Raw genomic sequence first — 21,185 nt, 5'->3', positions numbered from 1 at the left:
AAGGAGTAGCCATCGATATAGGCGGTCTCATCGATCTCCTTCGGCACGCCGGACATGAAACCCTCGAGGATCCAGACCGCCAGCGGCACGTTGAACAGGCAGTGTGCCAGCGCCACCGCGATATGCGTGTCGATCAGCCCGAAGGCCGAATAGAGCTGGAAGAATGGCAGCGCGAACACCGCCGGCGGCGCCATGCGGTTGGTCAAGAGCCAGAAGAAGAGGTGCTTGTCGCCGAGGAACCGGTAGCGCGAGAAAGCGTAGGCAGCCGGCAGCGCCACCGAAACCGAGATCACCATGTTCATGACGACATAGATGATCGAATTGATATAGCCCTTGTACCAGGACGGGTCGGTGAAGATCACGATGTAGTTGGCCAGGGTCGGGCTCTTCGGCCACAGCGAAAAGGCGCCCAGAATCTCCTGATTGGTCTTGAAGCTCATATTGACCAGCCAGTAGATCGGCAGCATCAGAAAGATGATGTAGATCGTCGGCACCAACCACCAGAACCGGGATTCTTCGCCGCGCCGGCGCATCAGCCGCGCAAGCTGGTCCTGCGACAATGTGCTGGCGAGCCCGTCCGAAACCGCCGTCTCACGCACCCGGTCCTGCCTCGTCGTTCCTTCGTTGGCGCCGCTCATCTCAGCGCTCCGCATCGACATTGGTCATGACGGTGTAGAACACCCAAGACAGCAAAAGGATGATCAGGAAGTAGATGATCGACATGGCGGCCGCCGGCCCGAGATCGAACTGACCGATGGCAATCTTGACCAGGTCTATCGACAGGAACGTCGTCGAATTGCCAGGGCCTCCGCCCGTGACGACGAACGGCTCGGTGTAGATCATGAACGAGTCCATGAAGCGCAGCAGCACCGCGATCAGAAGCACGCGGTTCATCTTCGGCAGCTGGATGTAGCGGAACACTGCCCAGCGCGATGCACCATCGATCTTGGCCGCCTGGTAGAAGGCATCGGGGATCGAGACCAGTCCGGCGTAGCAAAGCAGAACGACGAGGCTTGTCCAGTGCCAGACGTCCATCAGGATGACCGTCACCCAGGCGTCGGTCGGATCGTTGACGTAGTTGTAGTCGAAGCCCAGCGACGACAGCGTATAGCCGAGCAGGCCAATGTCGATGCGGCCGAACACCTGCCAAATCGTGCCGACGACGTTCCACGGGATCAGCAGCGGCAGAGCCATCAGAACCAGGCAGACCGGCACGCCCCAGCCTTTCTTGGGCATGTTGAGAGCGATGAAGATGCCGAGCGGGATCTCGATGGCGAGGATGGTTGCGGAAAAGATCAGGTTGCGGACCATCGACAGCCAGAAGCGTTCCGACTCCAGGATTTCGGTGTACCAGTCCGAGCCGTTCCAGAAGAAGACGTTGTTTCCGAACGTGTCCTGCACCGAATAGTTGACCACCGTCATCAGCGGGATCACCGCCGAGAACGCCACCAGCAGGAGGACCGGCAGCACCATGAACCAGGCCTTGTTGTTCCAGGTCTTCTCCATCTAGGCCTCCATCTCGACACGCCAGGAATCGGCATAGATGTTGATGCCGGCCGGGTCGAACCGCACCTTCGGATCGGCAGGCAGGGTCTCGTCCTCACCGATCACGGCAGAAATATCGCGGCCTTCGAGCTTGGCGCGCACCACCTTGTGGCGGCCGAGATCCTCGACCTTGCTGACCTGCACGGCCATGCCTTCGCGGCCGAGCCGGACATATTCGGGACGGATGCCGAGTTCGACGGCGCCGGTGCCTGCCTTGGGTGCGCCCGGCAGTTCGATGCGCTGCGAGCCGAGCGTCGCCGTCTTGCCCTCGATCGCCACCGGCATGACGTTCATGCCGGGCGAGCCGATAAAATAACCGACGAAGGTATGGCGCGGGCGTTCGAACAATTCGGCCGGTGTGCCGATCTGCACGATGCAGCCATCATACATGACCACGACCTGCTCGGCGAAGGTCAGCGCCTCGGTCTGGTCGTGGGTCACATAGACCATGGTGTAGCCAAAGCGGCGGTGCAATTGCTTCAGCTGCGAGCGCAGCACCCACTTCATGTGCGGATCGATGACGGTCAGCGGCTCGTCGAAAAGGATGGCGTTGACGTCGGAGCGCACCAGGCCGCGGCCGAGCGAGATCTTCTGCTTCTGATCGGCGGTCAGGCCCCTCGCCTTCTTCTTCGCCCAGGACGCCAGATCGATCATCTCCAACGTCTCGCGAACCTTGCGGTCGACATCGGCTTCCGGCACGCCGCGGTTGCGCAGCGGGAAGGCCAGATTGTCGTAGACGGTCATGGTGTCGTAGATGACCGGGAACTGGAACACCTGCGCGATGTTGCGCTCCTGCGTCGACAAATTGGTCACGTCCTTGCCGTTGAACAGCAACTGGCCGTGCGAGGGGTGCAACAATCCCGAAATGATGTTGAGCAGCGTGGTCTTGCCGCAACCGGAGGGCCCGAGCAGCGCATAGGCGCCGCCGTCCTCGAAGACATGATGCACTTCCCGTAGCGCGAAATCGGCATCCTTCTGCGGGTTCGGCAGGTAGGAATGCCTGACATGGTTGACGTCGATGCGTGCCATCTCTTTGCCCTCAAGCCGCCAGCTTCGGCGCAGTCACGGCGCTGCCGTGCTCGTCGAAAACCATGATGTGGCGCGGATCGATGAACACCTCGACCACCTCGTCCGGCTCGAAATGCCTGATACCATGGGTCAGCATGACCCAGCGCGCATCGGCGAAATCGAGATGGATGAAGCTCTCCGATCCGGTGATCTCGGTGATCGTCACCTTGGCACGCACCGGCACCGCCGCCGCATTGGGCCGCTCGAGCGACAGGTGGTGCGGCTGAAAACCGATCGTGTACATGGCATCGGCAATGCCGGAGAGCTCGGCCGGCACCGGCAGGTTCACGCCGCCCTCGAGCAGGAAGTCCCGACCCTTCTTGGCGAGCACGATGGTGTTGAGCGGTGGATCGGAAAACGTCCTGGCTGTCACCAGATCTACCGGCTTGCGGAACACCTCGATGGTCGGTCCGAACTGAGTGATCCGCCCTTCAGAAAGCGTCGCCGTGTTGCCGCCGAGCAGCAGCGCCTCGTGCGGCTCGGTCGTGGCGTAGACGAAGATGGTGCCGGCGGCGGCGAAGATCCTGGGCAATTCGGCGCGCAGTTCTTCGCGCAATTTGTAGTCGAGATTGGCGAGCGGTTCATCGAGCAGCACCAGGCTTGCGTTCTTGACGATGGCGCGCGCCAGTGCGGTGCGCTGCTGCTGGCCACCGGACAGGCTGAGGGGCGTGCGGTCGAGATAGGGCGTCAGCTTGAGAAGAGCGGCGGCTTCACGCACCTGGCTGTCGATCCTGGCCTGCTCGATGCCGGCCACCCGGAGCGGCGAAGCGATGTTCTCATAGACGGTCATCGCCGGATAATTGATGAACTGCTGGTAGACCATGGCGATCTTGCGCTTCTGCACCGGCACGCCGGTGACATTCTGGCCGTCGAACCAGATCGAACCGGAGGTCGGCACGTCCAGGCCGGCCATCAGCCGCATCAAGCTGGTCTTGCCGGAGAGCGTAGGTCCGAGCAGGACGTTGAGCGAGCCGTGCTGGAGCGTCAGCGACACGTCGCTTATATGCTCGGCCGCGCCGACCGCCTTGGTCACGTTTCTCAGTTCCAGCATGACGCCTCCTCCCAGGCCTTCCGCATCAGCTCAAACCCCTCTTCATTCGGCAGCCGCGACATGGCGCCGGCTTATGCCGCGCATGAACTCATCGAGCGCCGCCACCTGCTCGCGGCCGAGATGCAGACCGCGCTTGGTCCGGCGCCACAATACATCTTCCGATGTGACCGCCCATTCGTTTTGAACGAGATAGCGCACCTCGGCCTCGTAGAGATCGGCGCCGAAGTTGCGGCCGAGATCGACGTTCGATTTGGCCAGCCCCAACAGCATCCTTGCGCGGGTGCCATAGAGCCGGGTCAGCCGGCGAGCCAGGCGCGCGTCGAGGAATGGATAAGCGGATTTCAATTTCGCCACTTCGGCATCGAAACCGGTGGCCGGGAAATCGCCGCCCGGCAGCGGCGCGTTTGCCGTCCACGGCTTGCCGCGCTTGCCGAGAAAACCCTCGATCTTTTCCAGCATCGATTCCGACAGCCGGCGATACGTGGTGATCTTGCCGCCGAAGGCATTGACGATTGGGGCAGCGCCCTCGCCGCCATCGGCCTTGAGCACATAGTCCCGCGTCGCTTCCTGCGCCTTGGAGGCGCCGTCATCATAGAGCGGGCGGACGGCCGAATAGGTCCAGACGATGTCCGAGCGCTTGACGGGTTGGGCGAAATATTCGCTTGCCGCGGCGCAGAGGTAATCGATCTCGGTGTCGCTGATCTTCACGTCATGCGGATCGCCGGGATAATCCTGGTCGGTGGTGCCGATCAGTGTGAACTCTTCCTCATAGGGAATGGCGAAGATGATGCGGCCATCCTTGTTCTGGAAGAAATAGGCGCGCGGATCGTCGAACTTCCTGGCGATGACGATGTGGCTGCCCTGCACGAGGCGGACATTGTGCACATCGTTGAGCCCCACGACGCCGGACAGCACATGATCGACCCAGGGGCCGGCGGCATTGACCAGCAGTCGCGCCTTGATCTCCTCGGTCTCGCCGGTCTGCAGGTCCTCGATCTGGATTGCCCACAGGCCGTTTTCGCGGCGCGCGCCGGTCACCTTCGTGCGGGTGCGGACCGTGGCGCCGCGGTCGGCGGCATCACGCGCGTTCAGCGCCACCAACCGTGCATCATTGACCCAGCCATCCGAATATTCGAAGGCCTTCTTGAACAGCGGCTTCAAAGGCTTGCCGGCCGGATCCCTGGCCATGTCCAGCGTCCGGGTCGCGGGCAGCAATTTGCGCCCGCCAATGTGATCGTAGAGGAAAAGACCGAGCCTGATCAGCCAGGCCGGACGCAGGCCTTTGGCATAGGGCAGCACGAACCGCATCGGCCAGATGATGTGCGGCGCGTTCTTCCACAAAACCTCGCGCTCCATCAGCGCCTCACGCACCAGGCGGAATTCGTAGAATTCGAGGTAGCGCAGGCCGCCATGGATCAATTTGGTCGAACCCGAGGAGGTTCCGCTGGCTAGGTCGTTCATCTCGGCGAGAAACACGGAAAAGCCACGACCGACGGCGTCACGGGCAATGCCGCAGCCATTGATGCCGCCACCTATGACGAAAATGTCACGGATCGGAGATGCGTCCACAATTCCTCCAACGATTTCGCATTGCACCATTTTTGGGCTTTTACGAAACCGTCTCGGAATTATTTCGAAATGATAACGAATGTCAAACGAAATATCACGAGCGCGTGATATCGGGCAGAAACCGCCTAGGCGAGCGACGTCTCGATCAACTGAACCTCGGCCTCCTGGCAGATCTTGCGCACTGACGGGATGTCGCAACGATCGGTGATGAAGGTGTTGACCTGCGACAGATGGCCGATGCGCACCGGTGCGGTTCGCTCGAATTTGGTCTGGTCGGAAACCAGGATGACATGCCTTGCATTGGCGATGATCGCCTGCGCCACCTTGACCTCGCGAAAATCGAAATCGAGCAAGGCGCCGTCATGGTCGATGGCGGATGCACCGATCACCGCATAGTCGACCTTGAACTGCCTGATGAAGTCGACCGCCGCTTCGCCGACCACACCGCCATCGGAACCGCGCACAACCCCGCCGGCGATCACCACCTCGATCGAGGGATATATCCGCATCCTATTGGCAACATTGATGTTATTGGTGATGACCATGAGACCGTTGTGATCGAGCAACGCCTTGCTGACCGACTCGGTCGTGGTGCCGATGTTGATGAACAGCGAGGCATTGTCGGGGATCAGCCTGGCGGCCGCACGGCCGATCGCCTCCTTCTCGTCGGCGGCGATCTTGCGTCTCGCCTCATATTCCATGTTCTCGATGCCGGAGGGATACAGCGCGCCGCCATGGATGCGCGAGAGCAGCCGCTGGTCGCACAAATCGTTGAGGTCCTTGCGTATGGTCTGCGGCGTCACATTGAAGTGGGTGGCCAGATCATCGACCAGCACGCGGCCATGATCCTTGGCCATCTGGATAATCTCGGCATGGCGCGGCGACAGATACATAGGCAACCTCCCGTTTTCGTTTTTCTTGTCTATAGTCGAAAACGAAACCGATGAAAAGGCATGAGCCGGCTAATGAAATGCATGTGATTGCCAAGGTGAATACGAACGCAAACCAGATTGTGCCCGATCAATCCATTGCGCGCGCGATTTCCGTGATGACGATGAAGGCCGTATCAACATCGGCGGCGGTCGCCTCGAACTGGCCGACCTGGAAGCGGATTGCTATCAGTCCATCGACTTTCGTCTGCGTCAGGTAGATGCGGCCATCGTCGTTGATCGCATTGACCAGCTGCAGATTGTGATCGTCCGCATCAGTGCCAGCTGCAGCCTTGTGCCGGAACGAGAAGAGCGACAGCATCGGCTCGCTGACGATCTCGAAATTCGGCTCCCTTGCCAGCCGCGCCGCCAGCCCTTCGCTCCACGCGACATGATTGCGGATCATTGTGCGCAGGCTTTCCAGGCCATGGGCACGCAGCAAGAACCACAATTTCAGCGCGCGGAAGCGCCTGCCGAGCGGCACCGACCATTCGGAATAGTTGATGATGCCGTCGTGACCGTGCGTCTTCAGATAATCCGGCTTGATGGCCAGCGTCCTCACATGGCTTTCGGGGTCGCGCAGGAACTGGATCGAGCAGTCGAACTGGGCGCCCAGCCATTTGTGCGGATTGAAGACGATCGAATCGGCGCCTTCGACACCGGTCCAGAAATGCCGGTACTCCGGACAGATCATCGCCGATCCGGCCCAGGCGGCATCGACATGGAGATAAAGCCCATGCCGCCGCGCCACCTCTGCCACCGCCGCGATGTCGTCGGTACCGCCAGTGCTGGTGCCGCCGACGCAAGCGATGATGCCCGCCGGCAGCATACCCGCTTCCCGGTCAGCGATGATTGCCGCCTCGAGCGCTGCTGTATCCATGGCGCGAAAGCGGCCGCCGACGGGAATGCGCACGAGATTGTCCTCGCCGATGCCAGACACCCAGATCGCCCGGTCGATCGAAGTGTGCACCTGGTCGGAGGAGTAGATGCGCAGCCGCGCCTGCCCTGCCAGGCCCTGTTTGTTGCCTTGCCAGTCGAGCGCCCGTTCGCGCATGGTCAGCACCGCAGCCAGTGTCGCCGATGAGGCCGAATCCTGGATTACGCCCGAGAAACCTTCCGGCAGGCCGAGCGCCTGGCGCATCCAGTCGACGGTGCGCGTTTCGAGTTCGGTCGCTGCCGGTGACGTCTGCCACAGCATGCATTGCGCGGCCATCGCCGAAACCAGATATTCCGCCACCACCGAGACCGGCGCCGCATTGGCCGGGAAATAGGCGAAGAAGCGCGGATGCTGCCAATGCGTCATTCCCGGCAGTATCTTCTCTTCGAAGTCGGCGAAGATCCGGTCCATCGGTTCGGCGTTTTCGGGCGGCGAAACCTCAATGCCTCGGAAAATGTCGCCAGGCTCGACCAGCGGCCGCACGGGGCGGTCGCGCAGCGTGTTGCGATAGTCAGCACCCCAGTCGGCGGCGCGCCGCGACCATTGCCGAAAATCATCGTTGTTCATCCTGTTCTCCCGACATGATCCATCGCCGCCATCCATCGCGGCTGGCTTTCTTATTAATTAACGCGTGAAATATATGCAACCGCCAGCGAATGGCGGGCGCGCCTCAGCCAGGGAAATCCGGCAGGCTGGCAAAGGCCGTCTTCAGCGCATTCGACCAGCCGTCGGAGATCGTGCGGTAATATTGGTCATCCTGGCCGATCCGCTTCTTCAATCCGACCTTGAAGGCGTCTTTCTCCAGGAAGAGCAGGTCGAGCGGCAAGCCGACGGACAGATTCGACTTCAGCGTCGAATCGAAGGACACCAAAAGCAGCTTCACCGTCTCGGCTAGGCTCATCGTCCTTTCGTATGCGCGGATGATGATCGGCTTGCCGTATTTGGTCTCGCCGATCTGGAAAAACGGCGTGTCGTCGGTCGACTCGATGAAATTGCCTTCGGGATAGATCATGAACAGGCGCGGCTCGCTGCCCTTGATCTGACCGCCGAGGATGAAGGACGCATTGAAATAGGAATCCGCCTTCTCGCCAGCGGGTGACGAATTGGCGATGACCTCCTTGACCGTGTCGCCAACAATGCGGACCGTTTGGTACATCGACGGCGTTTCGAGCAGCGTGGAATGTCGTTCGGAGATCGCCTTGGTGCGCTCGTCAAGCAGGCTGACCACGGCCTGTGTCGTCGCCAGATTGCCCGCCGACATCAAAACGATGACGCGCTCGCCCGGCTCTTCCCAGACGTGCATCTTGCGAAAGGTGGAGATGGAATCCATGCCTGCATTGGTGCGCGTGTCCGACATGAACACGAGCCCGCGGTCGATCTTCAGGCCAACGCAATAGGTCATGGAATCTCTTCTAGAGCAATTCCAGGAAAAGTGTGAAGCGGTTTTCCGTCCGGAATTGCGTTAAAACAAGGGGATAGAGCGGTTCGGCGTTTCCTTGAAACGATGAATCGCTCGGCAGCAATCTTGCGAGGATTACTGCTCCACCGTGACGGTGACCGCAAGCTGTTCTTCCGCCTGTCCCAGCCGAATTCCCGACACCGGCGTCGCGTCGCGGTAGTCGCGGCCCGTCGCCACCTTTACATAGCGCTCGTCGGGCGAGATGCCATTGGCGGCATCGAAGGCAACCCAGCCGAGACCCGAAACATGCGCTTCGGCCCAGGCATGGCTGGCCGCCTGCTCGACCGTGGCATCCAGCATCAGATAGCCGCTGACATAGCGGGCCGGAAAACCCATGGCGCGGGCGGCGGCGGCAAAGATATGGGTATGATCCTGGCAGACCCCGGTTTTGAGCGCCAAGGCTTCCTCCGCCGGCGTCGTCGCATTGGTGGTGCCGGGCGTGTAGACAACGCGCTCGCCGATGACAGCCATCAGCCGGTGCAGCCTTTCGATGTCGCTGCCCTTGCCGACCGATGCGGCGAGTTCGCGGATACCGCTGCCGATCACCGTCAATGGTGTCTCATGGCTGTACAGCCAGAGCGGCGTAAAGCCCTGGTGCGGCCCCGAGACACCCGCGGTGTCGCGTGTCACCACTTCGCCTGATGCTTCCACCGTGATGAAGTCGCGCTCGCCCTCGACGCTTAGCAGCCTTGTGTCATTGCCGAAATGGTCGACAAAGCGAACTTCTTCGCGCGCGCCTTCGATGGTCAAGGCCCAGGACAGAACGGTCTGCGTCGACCCGCTGACCGGAAGCAGCCGCAGCCGCTGCAACAGATAGTGCACCGGCGCGTCGTAGCGGTATTCGGTCCGATGGGTGATCTTCAGCCGCATGCTTCTATTCCGTTTGTGAGCACGATCTCCGGACAAACGGTTTCATTTGTCTGAGAAAACCGGCTCCCACCTTTCGGGACCATGCTCAATTGAACCGGTAATCTTGTGCGATCTCTTCGCCCAGCTTGGTGTTGTCGCGAATGAAATTCGCCAGGAACTCATGCAGCCCGGCGTCGAATATGCCCTTGATCGACCCGGCTCTCAGCATTGTCTGCGTCTTCTCGGCCGTTGCGTGGCAGGCATGGCGTTCGCCGTAATCGTCGCCGAGGAATTTCAGGTGCTCCGACAGGAAGCGATAGCAGAACATCAGCGAACGCGGCATGCGGACATTGAGGATCAGATAGTCGGCAATGTTGGTCGGCTTGTAATCGGCGTCGTAGACCCAACGGTAGGAGCGATGCGCCGAGACCGAACGCAGGATCGATTCCCACTGATAATTGTCGAGCGTCGAGCCGACCCAGGAGATCGACGGCAGCAGCACATAATATTTCACGTCGAGGATGCGCGCCGTGTTGTCCGCGCGCTCGACATAGGTGCCGAGCTGCGAGAAGTCGAAGATTTCGTTGCGCAGCATGGTGCCGTAGAACGAGCCGCGGATCAGCGCCGTCTCGCGCTTGATGGCGTCGAGCACGCTGGGCAGGTCGCGCTCGTCGATCGGCTTGGCCAGCATCCGCTTCAGCGACATCCAGGCTTCGTTGATGCTTTCCCAGGTTTCGCGCGTCAGCGCGGTACGCACCATGCGGGCATTGTTGCGGGCCGTCTCGATCGACGCCATCGTGCTCGACGGGTTCGACGTGTCGCGCAACAGGAAGTCGGCGACGTTAGCCGCGGTATAGTCAGAATATTTCTGGCTGAAGGTGACGTCGGAACCGGCGCTGAGCAGCACCGAATTCCACTCTTCCGAGGCACTCTGGGTACGAGTCAGCGCCATGCGCAAACCGGCATCGACCAAGCGCGCCATGTTCTCCGCCCGCTCGATATAGCGATTCATCCAATAGAGCCCGTTGGCGGTGCGGCCTAAAAGCATCATCGTGCCCCGATTTCGAGCGAATAGCGAATAGTGAGTAGCGAATAGGGGAAAATCAGCTTCATGATTTTTGTTGCAAACTCCTGATCATGGAACGTAGCATTTTCCCGATCTCATCGGCCTTGCTAAGCAAACGCACCACCTCTGCTTCAACCATCAACCCTACTTTTTCAGACAAGATCAGGTGTGTTTCCAACTCTTTGAGAGATCCCTGCGCCATGCGCAGAAATTGGATGAATGATCCCGTACTCTCCCGCCCATGCCCTTCGGCGATGTTTGCTGCAATTGATACGGAAGACGGCCGCATCTGAGAGGTCATCCCGTAGATTTCGCTGCTTGGAAAGGCTTTGGTTACCGAATAGCAATCCACCGCCAACTCGACGGCCTTCCAAACAATTAGGTCCCTGTAAGAATTGATCGCCGTCTTGCTGCCCTCCTTCCCCTATTCGCTACTCACTATTCGCTATTCGCTTTAATCATCCAGCACCCAAGTATCTTTCGTCCCGCCGCCTTGCGAGGAATTCACGACCAGCGAGCCTTCCTTCAGCGCGACACGCGTGAGGCCGCCCGGCACGATCTGGATGCGGTCGGAGACCAGCACATAAGGCCTGAGATCGACATGGCGCGGCGCCAGCCCCTTTTCCGTCAGGATCGGGCATGTCGACAGCGCCAGCGTCGGCTGGGCGATGTAATTCGAAGGTTTTGCCTGGAGTTTCTTGGCAAAGGTCTCGCATTCCTTCTTGGTCGCAGCCGGCCCGACCAGCATGCCGTAGCCGCCGGAACCATGGACTTCCTTGATCACCAGCTCGTCGATGTGCTCGAGCACGTATTTCAGGCTGTCGGGCTCCGAGCAGCGCCAGGTTGGGATGTTGCCCAGGATCGCCTTGCGGCCGGTGTAGAATTCGATGATCTCGGGCATGTAGGAATAGATCGCCTTGTCGTCGGCGATGCCGGTGCCCGGCGCATTGGCGATGGTGATGTTGCCGGCCCGATAGACATCCATGATACCGGGTATGCCAAGCGCCGAATCCGGTCGGAAGGTCAGCGGATCGAGGAAGGAATCGTCCACGCGTCGGTAGAGCACATCGATCTGCTTGTAGCCTTCGGTCGTGCGCATCGCGACATGGCCGTCGACGACGCGCAGATCCTGGCCTTCGACCAGCTGCACGCCCATCTGGTCGGCGAGGAAGGCGTGTTCGAAATAGGCGGAGTTGAAGCTGCCGGGCGTCAGCACCGCAATGGTCGGCGCGCCCTTGGTGCTTTGCGGCCGCACCGCCGCCAGCGACTGGCGCAGAAGCTGCGGGTAGTTTTCCACCGGCCGTACCTTGATCTTCTGGAACAGCTCGGGGAACAGCTGCATCATCGTCTCGCGGTTCTCCAGCATGTAGGAGACGCCCGACGGTGTGCGCGCATTATCCTCCAGCACGTAGAATTCGTCCTCCGAGATGCGGACGATGTCGACGCCGATGATGTGGGTGTAGACGCCGGCCGGCGGCCTGACCCCGATCATCTCCGGCAGGAAGGCCTCGTTCCTGGCGATCAATTCCCTGGGGACGCGCCCTGCGCGCAGGATTTCCTGGCGGTGGTAGATGTCGTCGAGGAAGGCGTTTAGCGCCTGCACGCGCTGCTCGATGCCCTGCGTGAGGCGCCGCCATTCATTGCCTGAAATGATGCGTGGAACGATATCGAACGGGATCAGCCGCTCGGAAGCTTCCTGCTCGCCATAGACGGCGAAGGTGATGCCAGTCTTGCGGAAGACGCGTTCGGCGTCCTGCATCTTCTCGGTCAGCCTGGCCGGATCCTGCTCCTTCAGCCAGCGATCATAAGCCGAATACGGTCTTCTCAATCCGGAGACTTCCGGAAGCATTTCATCGAACGCTGCCAATCGCATACTCCCCTGTGACGCCATTTCACTGACGTCGCCGGAGAAAATCAAGCGCAATCGGTGATTTGGGAGATACGGGCGATCAGTATGTTGCGCCTGCCTAAAATTGAGGCAGGTGAAATATGACCTTGATCAGCCTTTGCCTCGTGCCCGGGCAAATGCGTTTCCAGGCTAGAAAGCGCGAAACGTGACGACGGTGAACGTGTCCTTGATGCCGGGGAGAATCTGCACCTTCTCATTGACGAAATGGCCGACGTCTTCCTCGTCGTCGACGTAGAATTTGGCGAGCAGATCGTAATTGCCGGCGGTGGAGTAGATTTCCGAGGCGATCTCGGCATCGGCAAGCGCGCTGGCAACCTCATAGGATTTGCCGAGCTCGCATTTGATCTGCACGAAAAACGCCTTCATGGCTTCGTCCCGCTAAACGTCCAAGTCCAGCGGCCCTTCTGGCAGACTGGAGGCGGGCTTTCAAGCGCTGGAATGAATGCTCAGCCGGCTCGGGCCTAGGCTACCGCCTGCTGCAACTCCGCCACTGGCGTGGAACTTGTCACCGATCGCCAGTGAATATTCGCAATCGCTGAAACCGCGATGCGCTGCCAAGCGTATGTTATGATGTGTCTTCGGACAGCAGCATTTCGAGGGAAGATATTTCGCGGGATAACGGAGACAGGCCATGCGCCGCGCCTTTTTCGCAATCGCAGTCGCTCCATTCCTCTTCGCGTCGTCGGTATTGGCCGGCGATGCCGAGATCAAGGCGGGCCAGTCCGTCATCGACAGTCAGCTAAAGGCCCTCATCGCCAATGACGGCGCCACCGCCTACAGCTTCGCCGCCCCGAATGTGAAGCGGATCTTCCCGACCGTCGATGCCTTCATGAACATGGTGACCAACGGCTATCCGCCGGTGCGCAAGCCGCGGACCTATTCCTTCGGCAAGGTCGAGGAGACCGCTCCGGGTTCGATCGTCCAGCAGGTGCTGATCGTCGGCCCCGACGGCAAGGATTACGAGGCGGTCTACACGTTGCAGCAACAGCCCGACGGTACGTTCCAGATCACCGGCTGCAGCCTGCGCGCTTCGAATTCGCTCAGCACTTGAGGCCTCACAGCAACGGGATATCGCCCCTCGCCCAGCCCTCGGTGATTTCCGCGCCGCGCGCCTCGAAGGTGCCGGCCTCGATCGCAGCGCGGATGTCCTGCATCAGTTTCTGGTAGTAGGACAGGTTGTTCCACGTCAAAAGCATTGCGCCGAGCGCTTCTTGAGAGCGCACCAGATGATGCAGATAGGCGCGTGAGTAGTCCCGGGCGGCCGCGCAGTCGCTTTCCTCGTCGAGCGGCCGTGGATCGTCGGCATGGCGGGCGTTGCGCAGATTGACCTTGCCGCGCCTTGTATAGGCAAGGCCGTGGCGGCCGGCCCGTGTCGGCATCACGCAGTCGAACATGTCGATGCCGCGCGCCACCGATTTCAGGATATCGTCGGGCGTGCCGACACCCATCAGATAGCGCGGCTTGTCCGCTGGCAGTTCCGGGCAGGTGATGTCGAGCATCTCGAGCATCACCGCTTGCGGTTCGCCGACGGCCAGGCCGCCGACCGCATAGCCCTTCAGCTCCATCGCGCTCAGCGCCTGCGCCGAGCGCTCCCGCAGCGCCGCGTTGTCGCCGCCTTGCACGATGCCGAACATCGCCTTGCCCGGCTGATCGCCGAACGCCGTCTTGCAGCGCTCGGCCCAACGCAGCGACATCTCCATGGCGCGCTCGATCTCCTTCATCTCGGCCGGCAGCGCCGTGCATTCGTCAAGCTGCATCTGGATATCGGAATCGAGCAATCCCTGGATCTCTATCGAACGTTCCGGCGACATCTCGTAGGCGGCGCCATCGATATGCGAGCGGAAGGTGACGCCCTTTTCGGTCAGCTTTCTCAGCTTCGACAGCGACATCACCTGGAAACCGCCGCTGTCGGTTAGGATCGGATGCGGCCAGCGAGCGAATTCATGCAAACCGCCGAGCCGCGCCACACGCTCGGCGCCCGGACGCAGCATCAGATGATAGGTGTTGCCCAGGATGATGTCGGCGCCGACACCGCGCACCTGGTCCATATACATCGCCTTGACGGTGCCGCCGGTGCCGACCGGCATGAAGGCCGGCGTGCGGATTTCGCCGCGTGGCATGTCGATCACGCCGCGCCGCGCCTTGCCGTCGGTTGCCAGAACCTTGAAGCTGAACGGCTTAGCCATTGAATTCCTTGTCGTGGATCGGGGCGTCCGGCGCCTGATTGTCGAGCGACTGGCGGTCGCTCGTCTCCGCTCGGAAAAGCAGGCTTGCGTCGCCATAGGAATAGAACCTGTAACGGTTCTCGATGGCATGGGCATAGGCCGCACGCATCGTGTCGAGGCCGCTGAAGGCCGAGACCAGCATGAACAGCGTCGAGCGCGGCAGATGGAAATTGGTCATCAGCACGTCGGCGGTGCGAAAACGGTAGCCGGGCGTGATGAAGATATCGGTCGGACCGGACCACACAGCCAGAGTACCGTCCTCACGCGCCGCACTCTCCAGCAGACGCAGCGAGGTCGTGCCGACGGCAACGATGCGCCCGCCCCTTGCTCTTGCGGCATTCAGGACGTCCGCAGTGGCTTCGCTGACCGAACCGGTCTCGGCATGCATCTTGTGGTCGGCGGTGTCGTCCGCCTTCACCGGCAGGAACGTACCGGCGCCGACATGCAAGGTGACGAAGCGGCGTTCGATGCCCTTGGCGTCAAGCGCTGCAAAAAGCTCCGGCGTGAAATGCAGGCCCGCGGTTGGTGCCGCGACGGCGCCTTCCTCGCTTGCATAGATGGTCTGGTAGTCGGCCCGGTCGCGTTCGTCGTCGTCGCGTTTCGAGGCGATGTAGGGCGGCAGCGGAATGTGGCCGACCGCGTGCAGCGCCTCGTCGAGGAACGGCCCCGACAGATCGAAGCCAAGCAGCGCTTCGCCGCCCTCGCCTTTCTCGATCACCGTGGCGTCGAGCTGACCGAGCAAACAGGAATTGCCGTCATGGCCGAAATGGATGCGGTCGCCGGCGGCTATGCGCTTGCCCGGCCGCATGAAGGCCAGCCAGCGGTCCGGCGCCATGCGCATATGCAGCGTGGCTTCGACCTGCGCCGTCGCTTCGCCCCGCCGCCTTATGCCTTTGAGCTGCGCTGGAATGACCTTGGTGTCGTTGAACACCAGCACGTCGCCGGCCCTGAGCAAGGACGGCAGGTCGCCAACCGTCCAGTCCTCGAGCCCTTCGCCTGATTTGACCAGAAGCATCTTGGCGCTGTCACGCGGCTGCGCCGGGCGGAGCGCGATGCGCTCCTCCGGCAAGTCGAAGTCAAAGAGATCGACGCGCATCAGTAGAGCCGGACGAGCAGCGCTCCGGCCAAGAGCAGCACCGCGCCGGCAACGCGGCCGAGCGAGATTTCACGCACCGCGACGCCGAGGAAGCCGACGCGGTCGATGAGCATGCCGGCCAGCAACTGGCCGGCGACCAGAAACGCCATCAGCGCGGCAGCACCTATGCGTGGCGTGAGAATCGTCGACAGCGTGACATAGAAACCACCCAGCATGCCGCCGGCCACGAATAGCCAGGGCGCCGGCGCCTTCCAGTCGAGCGAGATGCCTTGCAGCTTCACCACCGTGACGGAGATGATACCGAGCACGATCGCGCCCGACAGGAACGAAAACGCAGCCGCCGCGACCGGGAGGCCCAAGCCGCGTGCCAGCTGCGAATTGATCGGCGCCTGAATGGCAATGAAGGCGCCGGACAGGATGCCGAGAAGCGACCAGACGACGCCCATCATTGTCGTTTGCCCTTACTTGACGTCGGCCGCGACCTTCAGCGACACGATCTTGTCGGGATCCTGCACCGGCTCGCCGCGCTTGATCTTGTCGACATTGTCCATGCCTTCGATGACCTGGCCCCAGACCGTGTACTGGCGGTTGAGGAAGGCGGCATCGTCGAAGCAGATGAAGAACTGCGAATTGGCCGAGTTCGGGTTCTGCGAGCGGGCCATCGAGCAGGTGCCGCGAGCATGGTTGGCGTTGGAGAATTCAGCCTTCAAATCCGGCTTTTCAGAGCCGCCCATGCCCGCGCGGGACGGCGCGAAGGAAGGCTTGCTCGAATTGCCGAACTTGACGTCGCCGGTCTGCGCCATGAAACCCTCGATGACGCGGTGGAAGACCACGCCGTCATAGGCGCCTTCCCTGGCCAGTTCCTTGATGCGGGCGACATGGCCGGGCGCCAGGTCGGGGAAAAGTTCGATGACGACCTTGCCCTTGGTCGTTTCCATGATGAGCGCGTTCTCGCGATCCTTGATTTCGGCCATGTCAGATATCCTTTTGAGAAAACAGAGTTATTCGACAATTTACTTGTCGGCGGCGATGCGCACCTTAATCATCCGGTCGGGATCGGTGACCGTGCCGTTGTCCGCCTGGTCGCCCTTCTTGATTTGGTCCACCAGTTCCATGCCGCTGACGACATTGCCGACGATCGTGTACTGGCCATCGAGGGGCGGTGCCGGAGCGAACATGATGAAGAACTGCGAATTGGCCGAATTTGGGTCCTGCGAGCGGGCCATACCGACCACGCCGCGCTTATAATGTTCGGTCTGTGAGAATTCGGCCGGCAGGTCGGGCAGGTCGGAACCGCCGGTGCCGGCGGCCTCGGCGCTGAAACCCTTTTTCATATTGCCGAACTTGACGTCGCCGGTCTGCGCCATGAAGCCGTCGATGACGCGGTGGAAGGCGACGTTGTCATAGGCGCCTTGGCGCACCAGCTTCTTGATCTGCTCGACATGCTTTGGCGCCAGATCGGGCCTCAGCGCAATGGTGACGTCGCCGTCCTTCAGCGTGATGATCATTGTGTTTTCCGGGTCGGCGGCGAAAGCCGAGACCGACGCGGCCACAAGACCGGCGAGCACGACAAGGAACGAGGCTAGCTTTTTCAGCTGCATGGTTTTCTCCGAAAACTTACTTCTTGAACTTGGCTGTGAGCGCACCGGCAACCGCCGCCGGCACGAAGGGGCGAATGTCGCCGCCCATCGAGGCAATCTGGCGAACAAGTGTGGCGGTAATGGTGCGTACCGAAGGACTGGCGGGCAGAAAAACCGTCTGCAGTTGAGGCGCCATGGTCTCGTTCATGCCGGCCATCTGCATCTCATAGTCGAGGTCGGTGCCGTCGCGCAGGCCGCGGATCATGATCGAGGCGCCCTGCTTCCTGGCGGCGTCGATGACCAGCCCGTCGAAGGCGACGACCTTGATGCGGGCACCGTCGCTGCCGAATTCCGTCTTCGTCGCCGTCTCGATCAGCTTCACCCGCTCCTCGAAGGAAAACAGCGGTTGCTTGCCTGGATGGATGCCGATCGCCGCATAAACGATATCCGCCACGGCCAGCGAGGCCTTCAGCACATCGAGATGGCCGTTGGTCAGCGGGTCGAAGGAGCCGGCATAGAGGGCAATGCGTTCAGTCATGGCAGGTGCTTCTAGCGAGCCTCTCTCGCAAAGGCAAATCCGATCGGCGCGCCGGCCGTGAACCTTTTCCGGCACATGAACGACAGATGAACACGCTGATCACGAAGCCTTCACGCAGCGTTCACTAGGTTGCACCTTAATAAGATGAAACCAAAATCCCATCTATCCGTTGTTAGGCGCAGGAGAACACGCACATGCTGATCTACATGCTCGCCACCGCAATGACCGTCGCCATGCTCATCGCCACCGTATTTGGGCTGCATCAGGAGGCGCAACGCATCCGCGTCAAGGCAAACACCAAGCGCTTCGAAGGCTTCGGCCCGCGCAAGCCATATCGTCACTACTGATAAAGCCTGAACTTGCTGCCGCGCCGGCCACCTGGCCGGCGTTGCTATGTCAAAACCTGGGTTCCGGACTTAGTCCGCACCCTCCGGACCGGCGTCAGGCGCCGGAGCGGCATCAGCACCGCCCTCGACCGTCTCAATCGCCGTCTCATCGCTTTCTTCGTCCGCTTGCGGTTCCGAGATCCGCTCGACCGAAACCACCTTTTCGCCTTCAGCCGTGTTGAAGATGGTCACGCCCTTGGTGGCGCGGCTGGCGAAACGGATGCCGTTGACCGGAACCCGGATGACGGTGCCGCCGTCCGACACCAGCATGATCTGGTCGTCATTGCCGACCGGGAACGTCGCCACCAGCCTGCCAATCTCGGCTGCCTTCGACACATCGGTGGCGCGGATGCCTTTGCCGCCGCGTCCAGTCAGCCGGAAATCATAGGACGACGAACGCTTGCCGTAGCCGAACTCGGTGACCGTCAGCACGTACTGTTCGTGCGCCTTGAGCTCTTCGTATCGGTTGTCGGAAAGCTCCGTCTCCTCGCCGATCTCCTCATTGGTCAGCGCGATCTCTTCCTCTTCGCCGGTCGTTTCCGTGGCAAGCCGCCGCTCCGCCGCCGCGCGCTTCAGGTAAGCGGCGCGTTCCGCTGGCGAAGCATCGACATGCTCTATCACCGACATCGAGATGATGCGGTCGGTCTCGGCCATGGTTATGCCGCGCACACCGACCGAATTGCGGCTCTGGAAGACGCGCACGTCGCCGACGGAGAAGCGTATGCACTGGCCGGAACTGGCGGTCAGCAGCACGTCGTCCTTGTCGGTGCAGGTCTCGACGCCGAGGATCTCGTCGCCTTCTTCCTCCAGCTTCATGGCGATCTTGCCGTTGCGGTTGACCTGGACGAAGTCGGATAGATCGTTGCGGCGCACGGTGCCGCGCGTGGTGGCGAACATCACGTAAAGTTCGCCCCAGCTGGCCTCGTCCTCCGGCAGCGGCATGATGGTGGTGATGCGCTCGCCCTGCTCCAGCGGCAGCATGTTGATCAGCGCCTTGCCGCGTGACTGCGGATTGCCGATCGGCAGCCGCCAGACCTTTTCCTTGTAGACGATGCCGCGCGAGGAGAAGAACAGCACCGGCGTATGGGTGTTGGCCACGAACAGCCGGGTGACGAAATCCTCTTCCTTGGTCGACATGCCGGAGCGGCCCTTGCCGCCGCGACGCTGCGCCCGGTAGAGCGACAGCGGCACGCGCTTGATGTAGCCGGAATGGCTCACCGTCACGACCATGTCCTCGCGCTGGATCAGGTCCTCGTCTTCCATGTCCGAACCGCCGTCGGTGAGTTCGGTGCGGCGCGGCGTGCCGAACTCGTCGCGCACGGCGGCAAGCTCGTCCTTGACGATCTGCTGGACGCGCGCGCGGGACGACAAAATGTCCAGGTAATCGATGATTTCGGCGCCGATCGTGTTCAACTCGTCGGCGATCTCGTCGCGGCCGAGCGCGGTCAGGCGCTGCAGGCGCAGTTCGAGGATGGCGCGCGCCTGTTCCTCTGACAGATTGTAGGTGCCGTCTTCGTTGATCCGGTGACGCGGGTCATCGATCAGGAGGATCAGCGATTCCACGTCGCCAGAGGGCCAGCGCCGCTCCATCAACTGCTCACGCGCCGTCTGCGGATCCGGCGCGGTGCGGATCAGCTTGATGATCTCGTCGATGTTGGCGACTGCGATGGCGAGACCGACCAGCACATGGGCGCGGTCGCGCGCCTTGCGCAGCAGGAATTTCGTCCGCCTTGTGATCACCTCCTCACGGAAGGCGACGAACGCCTTCAGCATATCGGTCAGGTTCATCACTTCCGGCTTGCCGCCGTTCAGTGCCACCATATTGGCGCCGAAGGAGGTCTGCAGCGGCGTGAAGCGGTAGAGCTGGTTGAGGATGACGTCGGCAACGGCGTCGCGCTTCAACTCGATGACGACGCGGTAGCCCTGGCGGTCGCTCTCGTCGCGGATATCGGAAATGCCCTCGATGCGCTTGTCGCGCACCAGTTCAGCCATCTTCTCGATCATCGACGACTTGTTCACCTGGTAGGGAACCTCGGTGATGATGATCGACTCGCGGTCGTTGCCGCGCTGTTCGATGTTGACCTTGCCGCGCATGACGATGGAGCCACGGCCGGTCGAATAGGCGTTGTAGATGCCCGAACGGCCAAGCACGATGCCGCCGGTGGGGAAATCCGGTCCCGGAATGATCTCCATCAACGCCGGCAGGTCGATCGCCGGATTGTCGATGAGGGCGATGGCGCCGTTGCAGATTTCGCTGAGATTATGCGGTGGAATGTTGGTCGCCATGCCGACGGCGATGCCGCCCGAGCCGTTGACCAAAAGGTTGGGAAACCGTGCCGGCAGAACCTTCGGTTCGCTGCCCGACGCGTCGTAAGTGTCCTGGAAATCGACGGTATCCTTGTCGATATCCTCCAAAAGCTCGTGCGCGACCTTGGTCAGCCGCGCTTCCGTGTAGCGCATCGCCGCAGGCGGATCGCCGTCGATGGAGCCGAAATTGCCCTGCCCGTCGATCAACGGAACGCGCAGCGACCAGTCCTGTGCCATGCGCACCAAGGCGTCATAGATGGAGGCGTCGCCATGCGGATGGTATTTACCCATCACGTCGGCGACCGGACGCGCCGACTTCACATATTTGCGGTTCCAGTTGTAGCCGCTCTCATGGGCGGCGAAGAGAATGCGGCGATGCACCGGCTTCAGGCCGTCGCGCACGTCCGGCAGCGCACGGCTGACGATCACGCTCATAGCGTAATCGAGATAGGAGCGCTGCATCTCCTCGACGATGGATATCGGCTCGATGCCGGTGGGGCCGCCGTCGGCGCCGCGCGGTGTCTTCTGGTCGGTCAAATCGGATCACAATCTAATCAGGAATCACTTGGTGCTTATATAGGAAGCAAGCCCGAAACTCCAACCTTCACGGCACTTTTCCAGTGTCATTTTCGGTGGTAATTTCAAATGGATACCGCTGATTGCGACGATAT

Annotated in this window: 22 protein-coding genes; 2 read left to right on the top strand and 20 right to left on the bottom strand. The window is 61.2% G+C overall.

From position 1 onward, the window contains the following. From EOB80_RS08515 to EOB80_RS08455, 13 genes are all read right to left on the bottom strand, one after another. A partial coding sequence (locus tag EOB80_RS08515; RefSeq protein WP_245466292.1) for a carbohydrate ABC transporter permease occupies positions 1-638 on the bottom strand: 638 nt, incomplete at its 3' end. A 1-nt stretch (position 639) separates the two neighbouring features. After that, the gene (locus EOB80_RS08510; protein ID WP_127272310.1) at positions 640-1,506 is read right to left on the bottom strand and encodes a sugar ABC transporter permease; all 867 of its coding nucleotides are present in this window, start codon (positions 1,504-1,506) and stop codon (positions 640-642) included. Continuing rightward, the gene (locus EOB80_RS08505; RefSeq protein ID WP_127327330.1) at positions 1,507-2,574 is read right to left on the bottom strand and encodes an ABC transporter ATP-binding protein; all 1,068 of its coding nucleotides are present in this window, start codon (positions 2,572-2,574) and stop codon (positions 1,507-1,509) included. It abuts the gene before it with no gap. A gap of 10 nt (positions 2,575-2,584) precedes the next feature. Next, on the bottom strand, positions 2,585-3,664 hold the full coding sequence (locus EOB80_RS08500; protein WP_127327329.1) for an ABC transporter ATP-binding protein: 1,080 nt from the start codon (positions 3,662-3,664) through the stop codon (positions 2,585-2,587). A gap of 42 nt (positions 3,665-3,706) precedes the next feature. Beyond that, the gene (glpD, locus tag EOB80_RS08495; protein ID WP_127327328.1) at positions 3,707-5,233 is read right to left on the bottom strand and encodes a glycerol-3-phosphate dehydrogenase; all 1,527 of its coding nucleotides are present in this window, start codon (positions 5,231-5,233) and stop codon (positions 3,707-3,709) included. A 125-nt stretch (positions 5,234-5,358) separates the two neighbouring features. After that, positions 5,359-6,126 carry a DeoR/GlpR family DNA-binding transcription regulator gene (locus EOB80_RS08490; protein ID WP_127258922.1) on the bottom strand — a complete coding sequence of 256 codons (768 nt, stop codon included), beginning with the start codon at positions 6,124-6,126 and terminating at the stop codon, positions 5,359-5,361. 127 nt (positions 6,127-6,253) lie between these two features. Then, positions 6,254-7,666, bottom strand: a complete 1,413-nt coding sequence (locus EOB80_RS08485) for an aspartate aminotransferase family protein (protein ID WP_127327327.1) — start codon at positions 7,664-7,666, stop codon at positions 6,254-6,256. 103 nt (positions 7,667-7,769) lie between these two features. Next, positions 7,770-8,501 (bottom strand): peptidase, encoded by a 732-nt coding sequence (locus tag EOB80_RS08480; protein ID WP_027036708.1) that lies wholly within the window; start codon positions 8,499-8,501, stop codon positions 7,770-7,772. Positions 8,502-8,633: 132 nt separating this feature from the next. Then, complete coding sequence (locus tag EOB80_RS08475) at positions 8,634-9,428, bottom strand: transglutaminase family protein (RefSeq protein ID WP_127327326.1); 795 nt, start codon at positions 9,426-9,428, stop codon at positions 8,634-8,636. 85 nt (positions 9,429-9,513) lie between these two features. Beyond that, positions 9,514-10,455: an alpha-E domain-containing protein gene (locus tag EOB80_RS08470; RefSeq protein ID WP_027036710.1), complete on the bottom strand. Its 942-nt coding sequence runs from the start codon at positions 10,453-10,455 to the stop codon at positions 9,514-9,516. A gap of 61 nt (positions 10,456-10,516) precedes the next feature. Further along, positions 10,517-10,873: a four helix bundle protein gene (locus EOB80_RS08465; protein WP_127327325.1), complete on the bottom strand. Its 357-nt coding sequence runs from the start codon at positions 10,871-10,873 to the stop codon at positions 10,517-10,519. A 54-nt stretch (positions 10,874-10,927) separates the two neighbouring features. After that, positions 10,928-12,340 carry a circularly permuted type 2 ATP-grasp protein gene (locus tag EOB80_RS08460; protein ID WP_023812984.1) on the bottom strand — a complete coding sequence of 471 codons (1,413 nt, stop codon included), beginning with the start codon at positions 12,338-12,340 and terminating at the stop codon, positions 10,928-10,930. Between the two features lie 171 nt (positions 12,341-12,511). Further along, positions 12,512-12,748: an Lrp/AsnC family transcriptional regulator gene (locus EOB80_RS08455; protein WP_010909609.1), complete on the bottom strand. Its 237-nt coding sequence runs from the start codon at positions 12,746-12,748 to the stop codon at positions 12,512-12,514. A 265-nt stretch (positions 12,749-13,013) separates the two neighbouring features. Here EOB80_RS08455 and EOB80_RS08450 point away from each other — a divergent pair, with 265 nt between their 5' ends. Then, the gene (locus tag EOB80_RS08450; RefSeq protein ID WP_127327324.1) at positions 13,014-13,433 is read left to right on the top strand and encodes a DUF4864 domain-containing protein; all 420 of its coding nucleotides are present in this window, start codon (positions 13,014-13,016) and stop codon (positions 13,431-13,433) included. A 4-nt stretch (positions 13,434-13,437) separates the two neighbouring features. Here EOB80_RS08450 and tgt read toward each other — a convergent pair whose 3' ends face one another. From tgt to coaD, 6 genes are read right to left on the bottom strand one after another with little or no spacing between them, the layout of a single operon-like run. Next, complete coding sequence (gene tgt / locus EOB80_RS08445) at positions 13,438-14,568, bottom strand: tRNA guanosine(34) transglycosylase Tgt (RefSeq protein ID WP_127327323.1); 1,131 nt, start codon at positions 14,566-14,568, stop codon at positions 13,438-13,440. After that, positions 14,561-15,703 carry a tRNA preQ1(34) S-adenosylmethionine ribosyltransferase-isomerase QueA gene (gene queA / locus EOB80_RS08440; protein ID WP_127327322.1) on the bottom strand — a complete coding sequence of 381 codons (1,143 nt, stop codon included), beginning with the start codon at positions 15,701-15,703 and terminating at the stop codon, positions 14,561-14,563. Before queA ends, tgt begins: the two co-directional genes overlap by 8 nt. Further along, on the bottom strand, positions 15,703-16,152 hold the full coding sequence (locus tag EOB80_RS08435) for a DMT family transporter (RefSeq protein ID WP_013531824.1): 450 nt from the start codon (positions 16,150-16,152) through the stop codon (positions 15,703-15,705). The genes queA and EOB80_RS08435 overlap by 1 nt, the downstream gene beginning before the upstream one ends. A 12-nt stretch (positions 16,153-16,164) precedes the next feature. Beyond that, positions 16,165-16,677, bottom strand: coding sequence for a peptidylprolyl isomerase (locus tag EOB80_RS08430; protein ID WP_127269467.1), 513 nt, complete (start codon positions 16,675-16,677; stop codon positions 16,165-16,167). Between the two features lie 39 nt (positions 16,678-16,716). Next, positions 16,717-17,304, bottom strand: coding sequence for a peptidylprolyl isomerase (locus EOB80_RS08425; protein WP_127327321.1), 588 nt, complete (start codon positions 17,302-17,304; stop codon positions 16,717-16,719). Positions 17,305-17,320: 16 nt separating this feature from the next. Continuing rightward, positions 17,321-17,821, bottom strand: coding sequence for a pantetheine-phosphate adenylyltransferase (gene coaD / locus EOB80_RS08420; RefSeq protein WP_127272529.1), 501 nt, complete (start codon positions 17,819-17,821; stop codon positions 17,321-17,323). Between the two features lie 194 nt (positions 17,822-18,015). Here coaD and EOB80_RS08415 point away from each other — a divergent pair, with 194 nt between their 5' ends. Then, positions 18,016-18,168, top strand: coding sequence for a hypothetical protein (locus tag EOB80_RS08415; protein ID WP_081714296.1), 153 nt, complete (start codon positions 18,016-18,018; stop codon positions 18,166-18,168). Between the two features lie 69 nt (positions 18,169-18,237). On the opposite strand, the gene gyrA is transcribed toward EOB80_RS08415, so the two are convergent. Continuing rightward, a complete protein-coding gene (gene gyrA / locus EOB80_RS08410) occupies positions 18,238-21,051 on the bottom strand; it encodes a DNA gyrase subunit A (RefSeq protein ID WP_127327320.1) in 2,814 nt (937 codons plus the stop codon). Positions 21,052-21,185 lie beyond the last annotated feature (134 nt).

The organism is Mesorhizobium sp. M7A.F.Ca.MR.245.00.0.0 (assembly GCF_003997415.1).
Classification (GTDB): domain Bacteria; phylum Pseudomonadota; class Alphaproteobacteria; order Rhizobiales; family Rhizobiaceae; genus Mesorhizobium.
The sequence above is the reverse complement of the archived record's forward strand: the minus strand, read 5'-3'. Positions and strand labels throughout refer to the sequence as shown.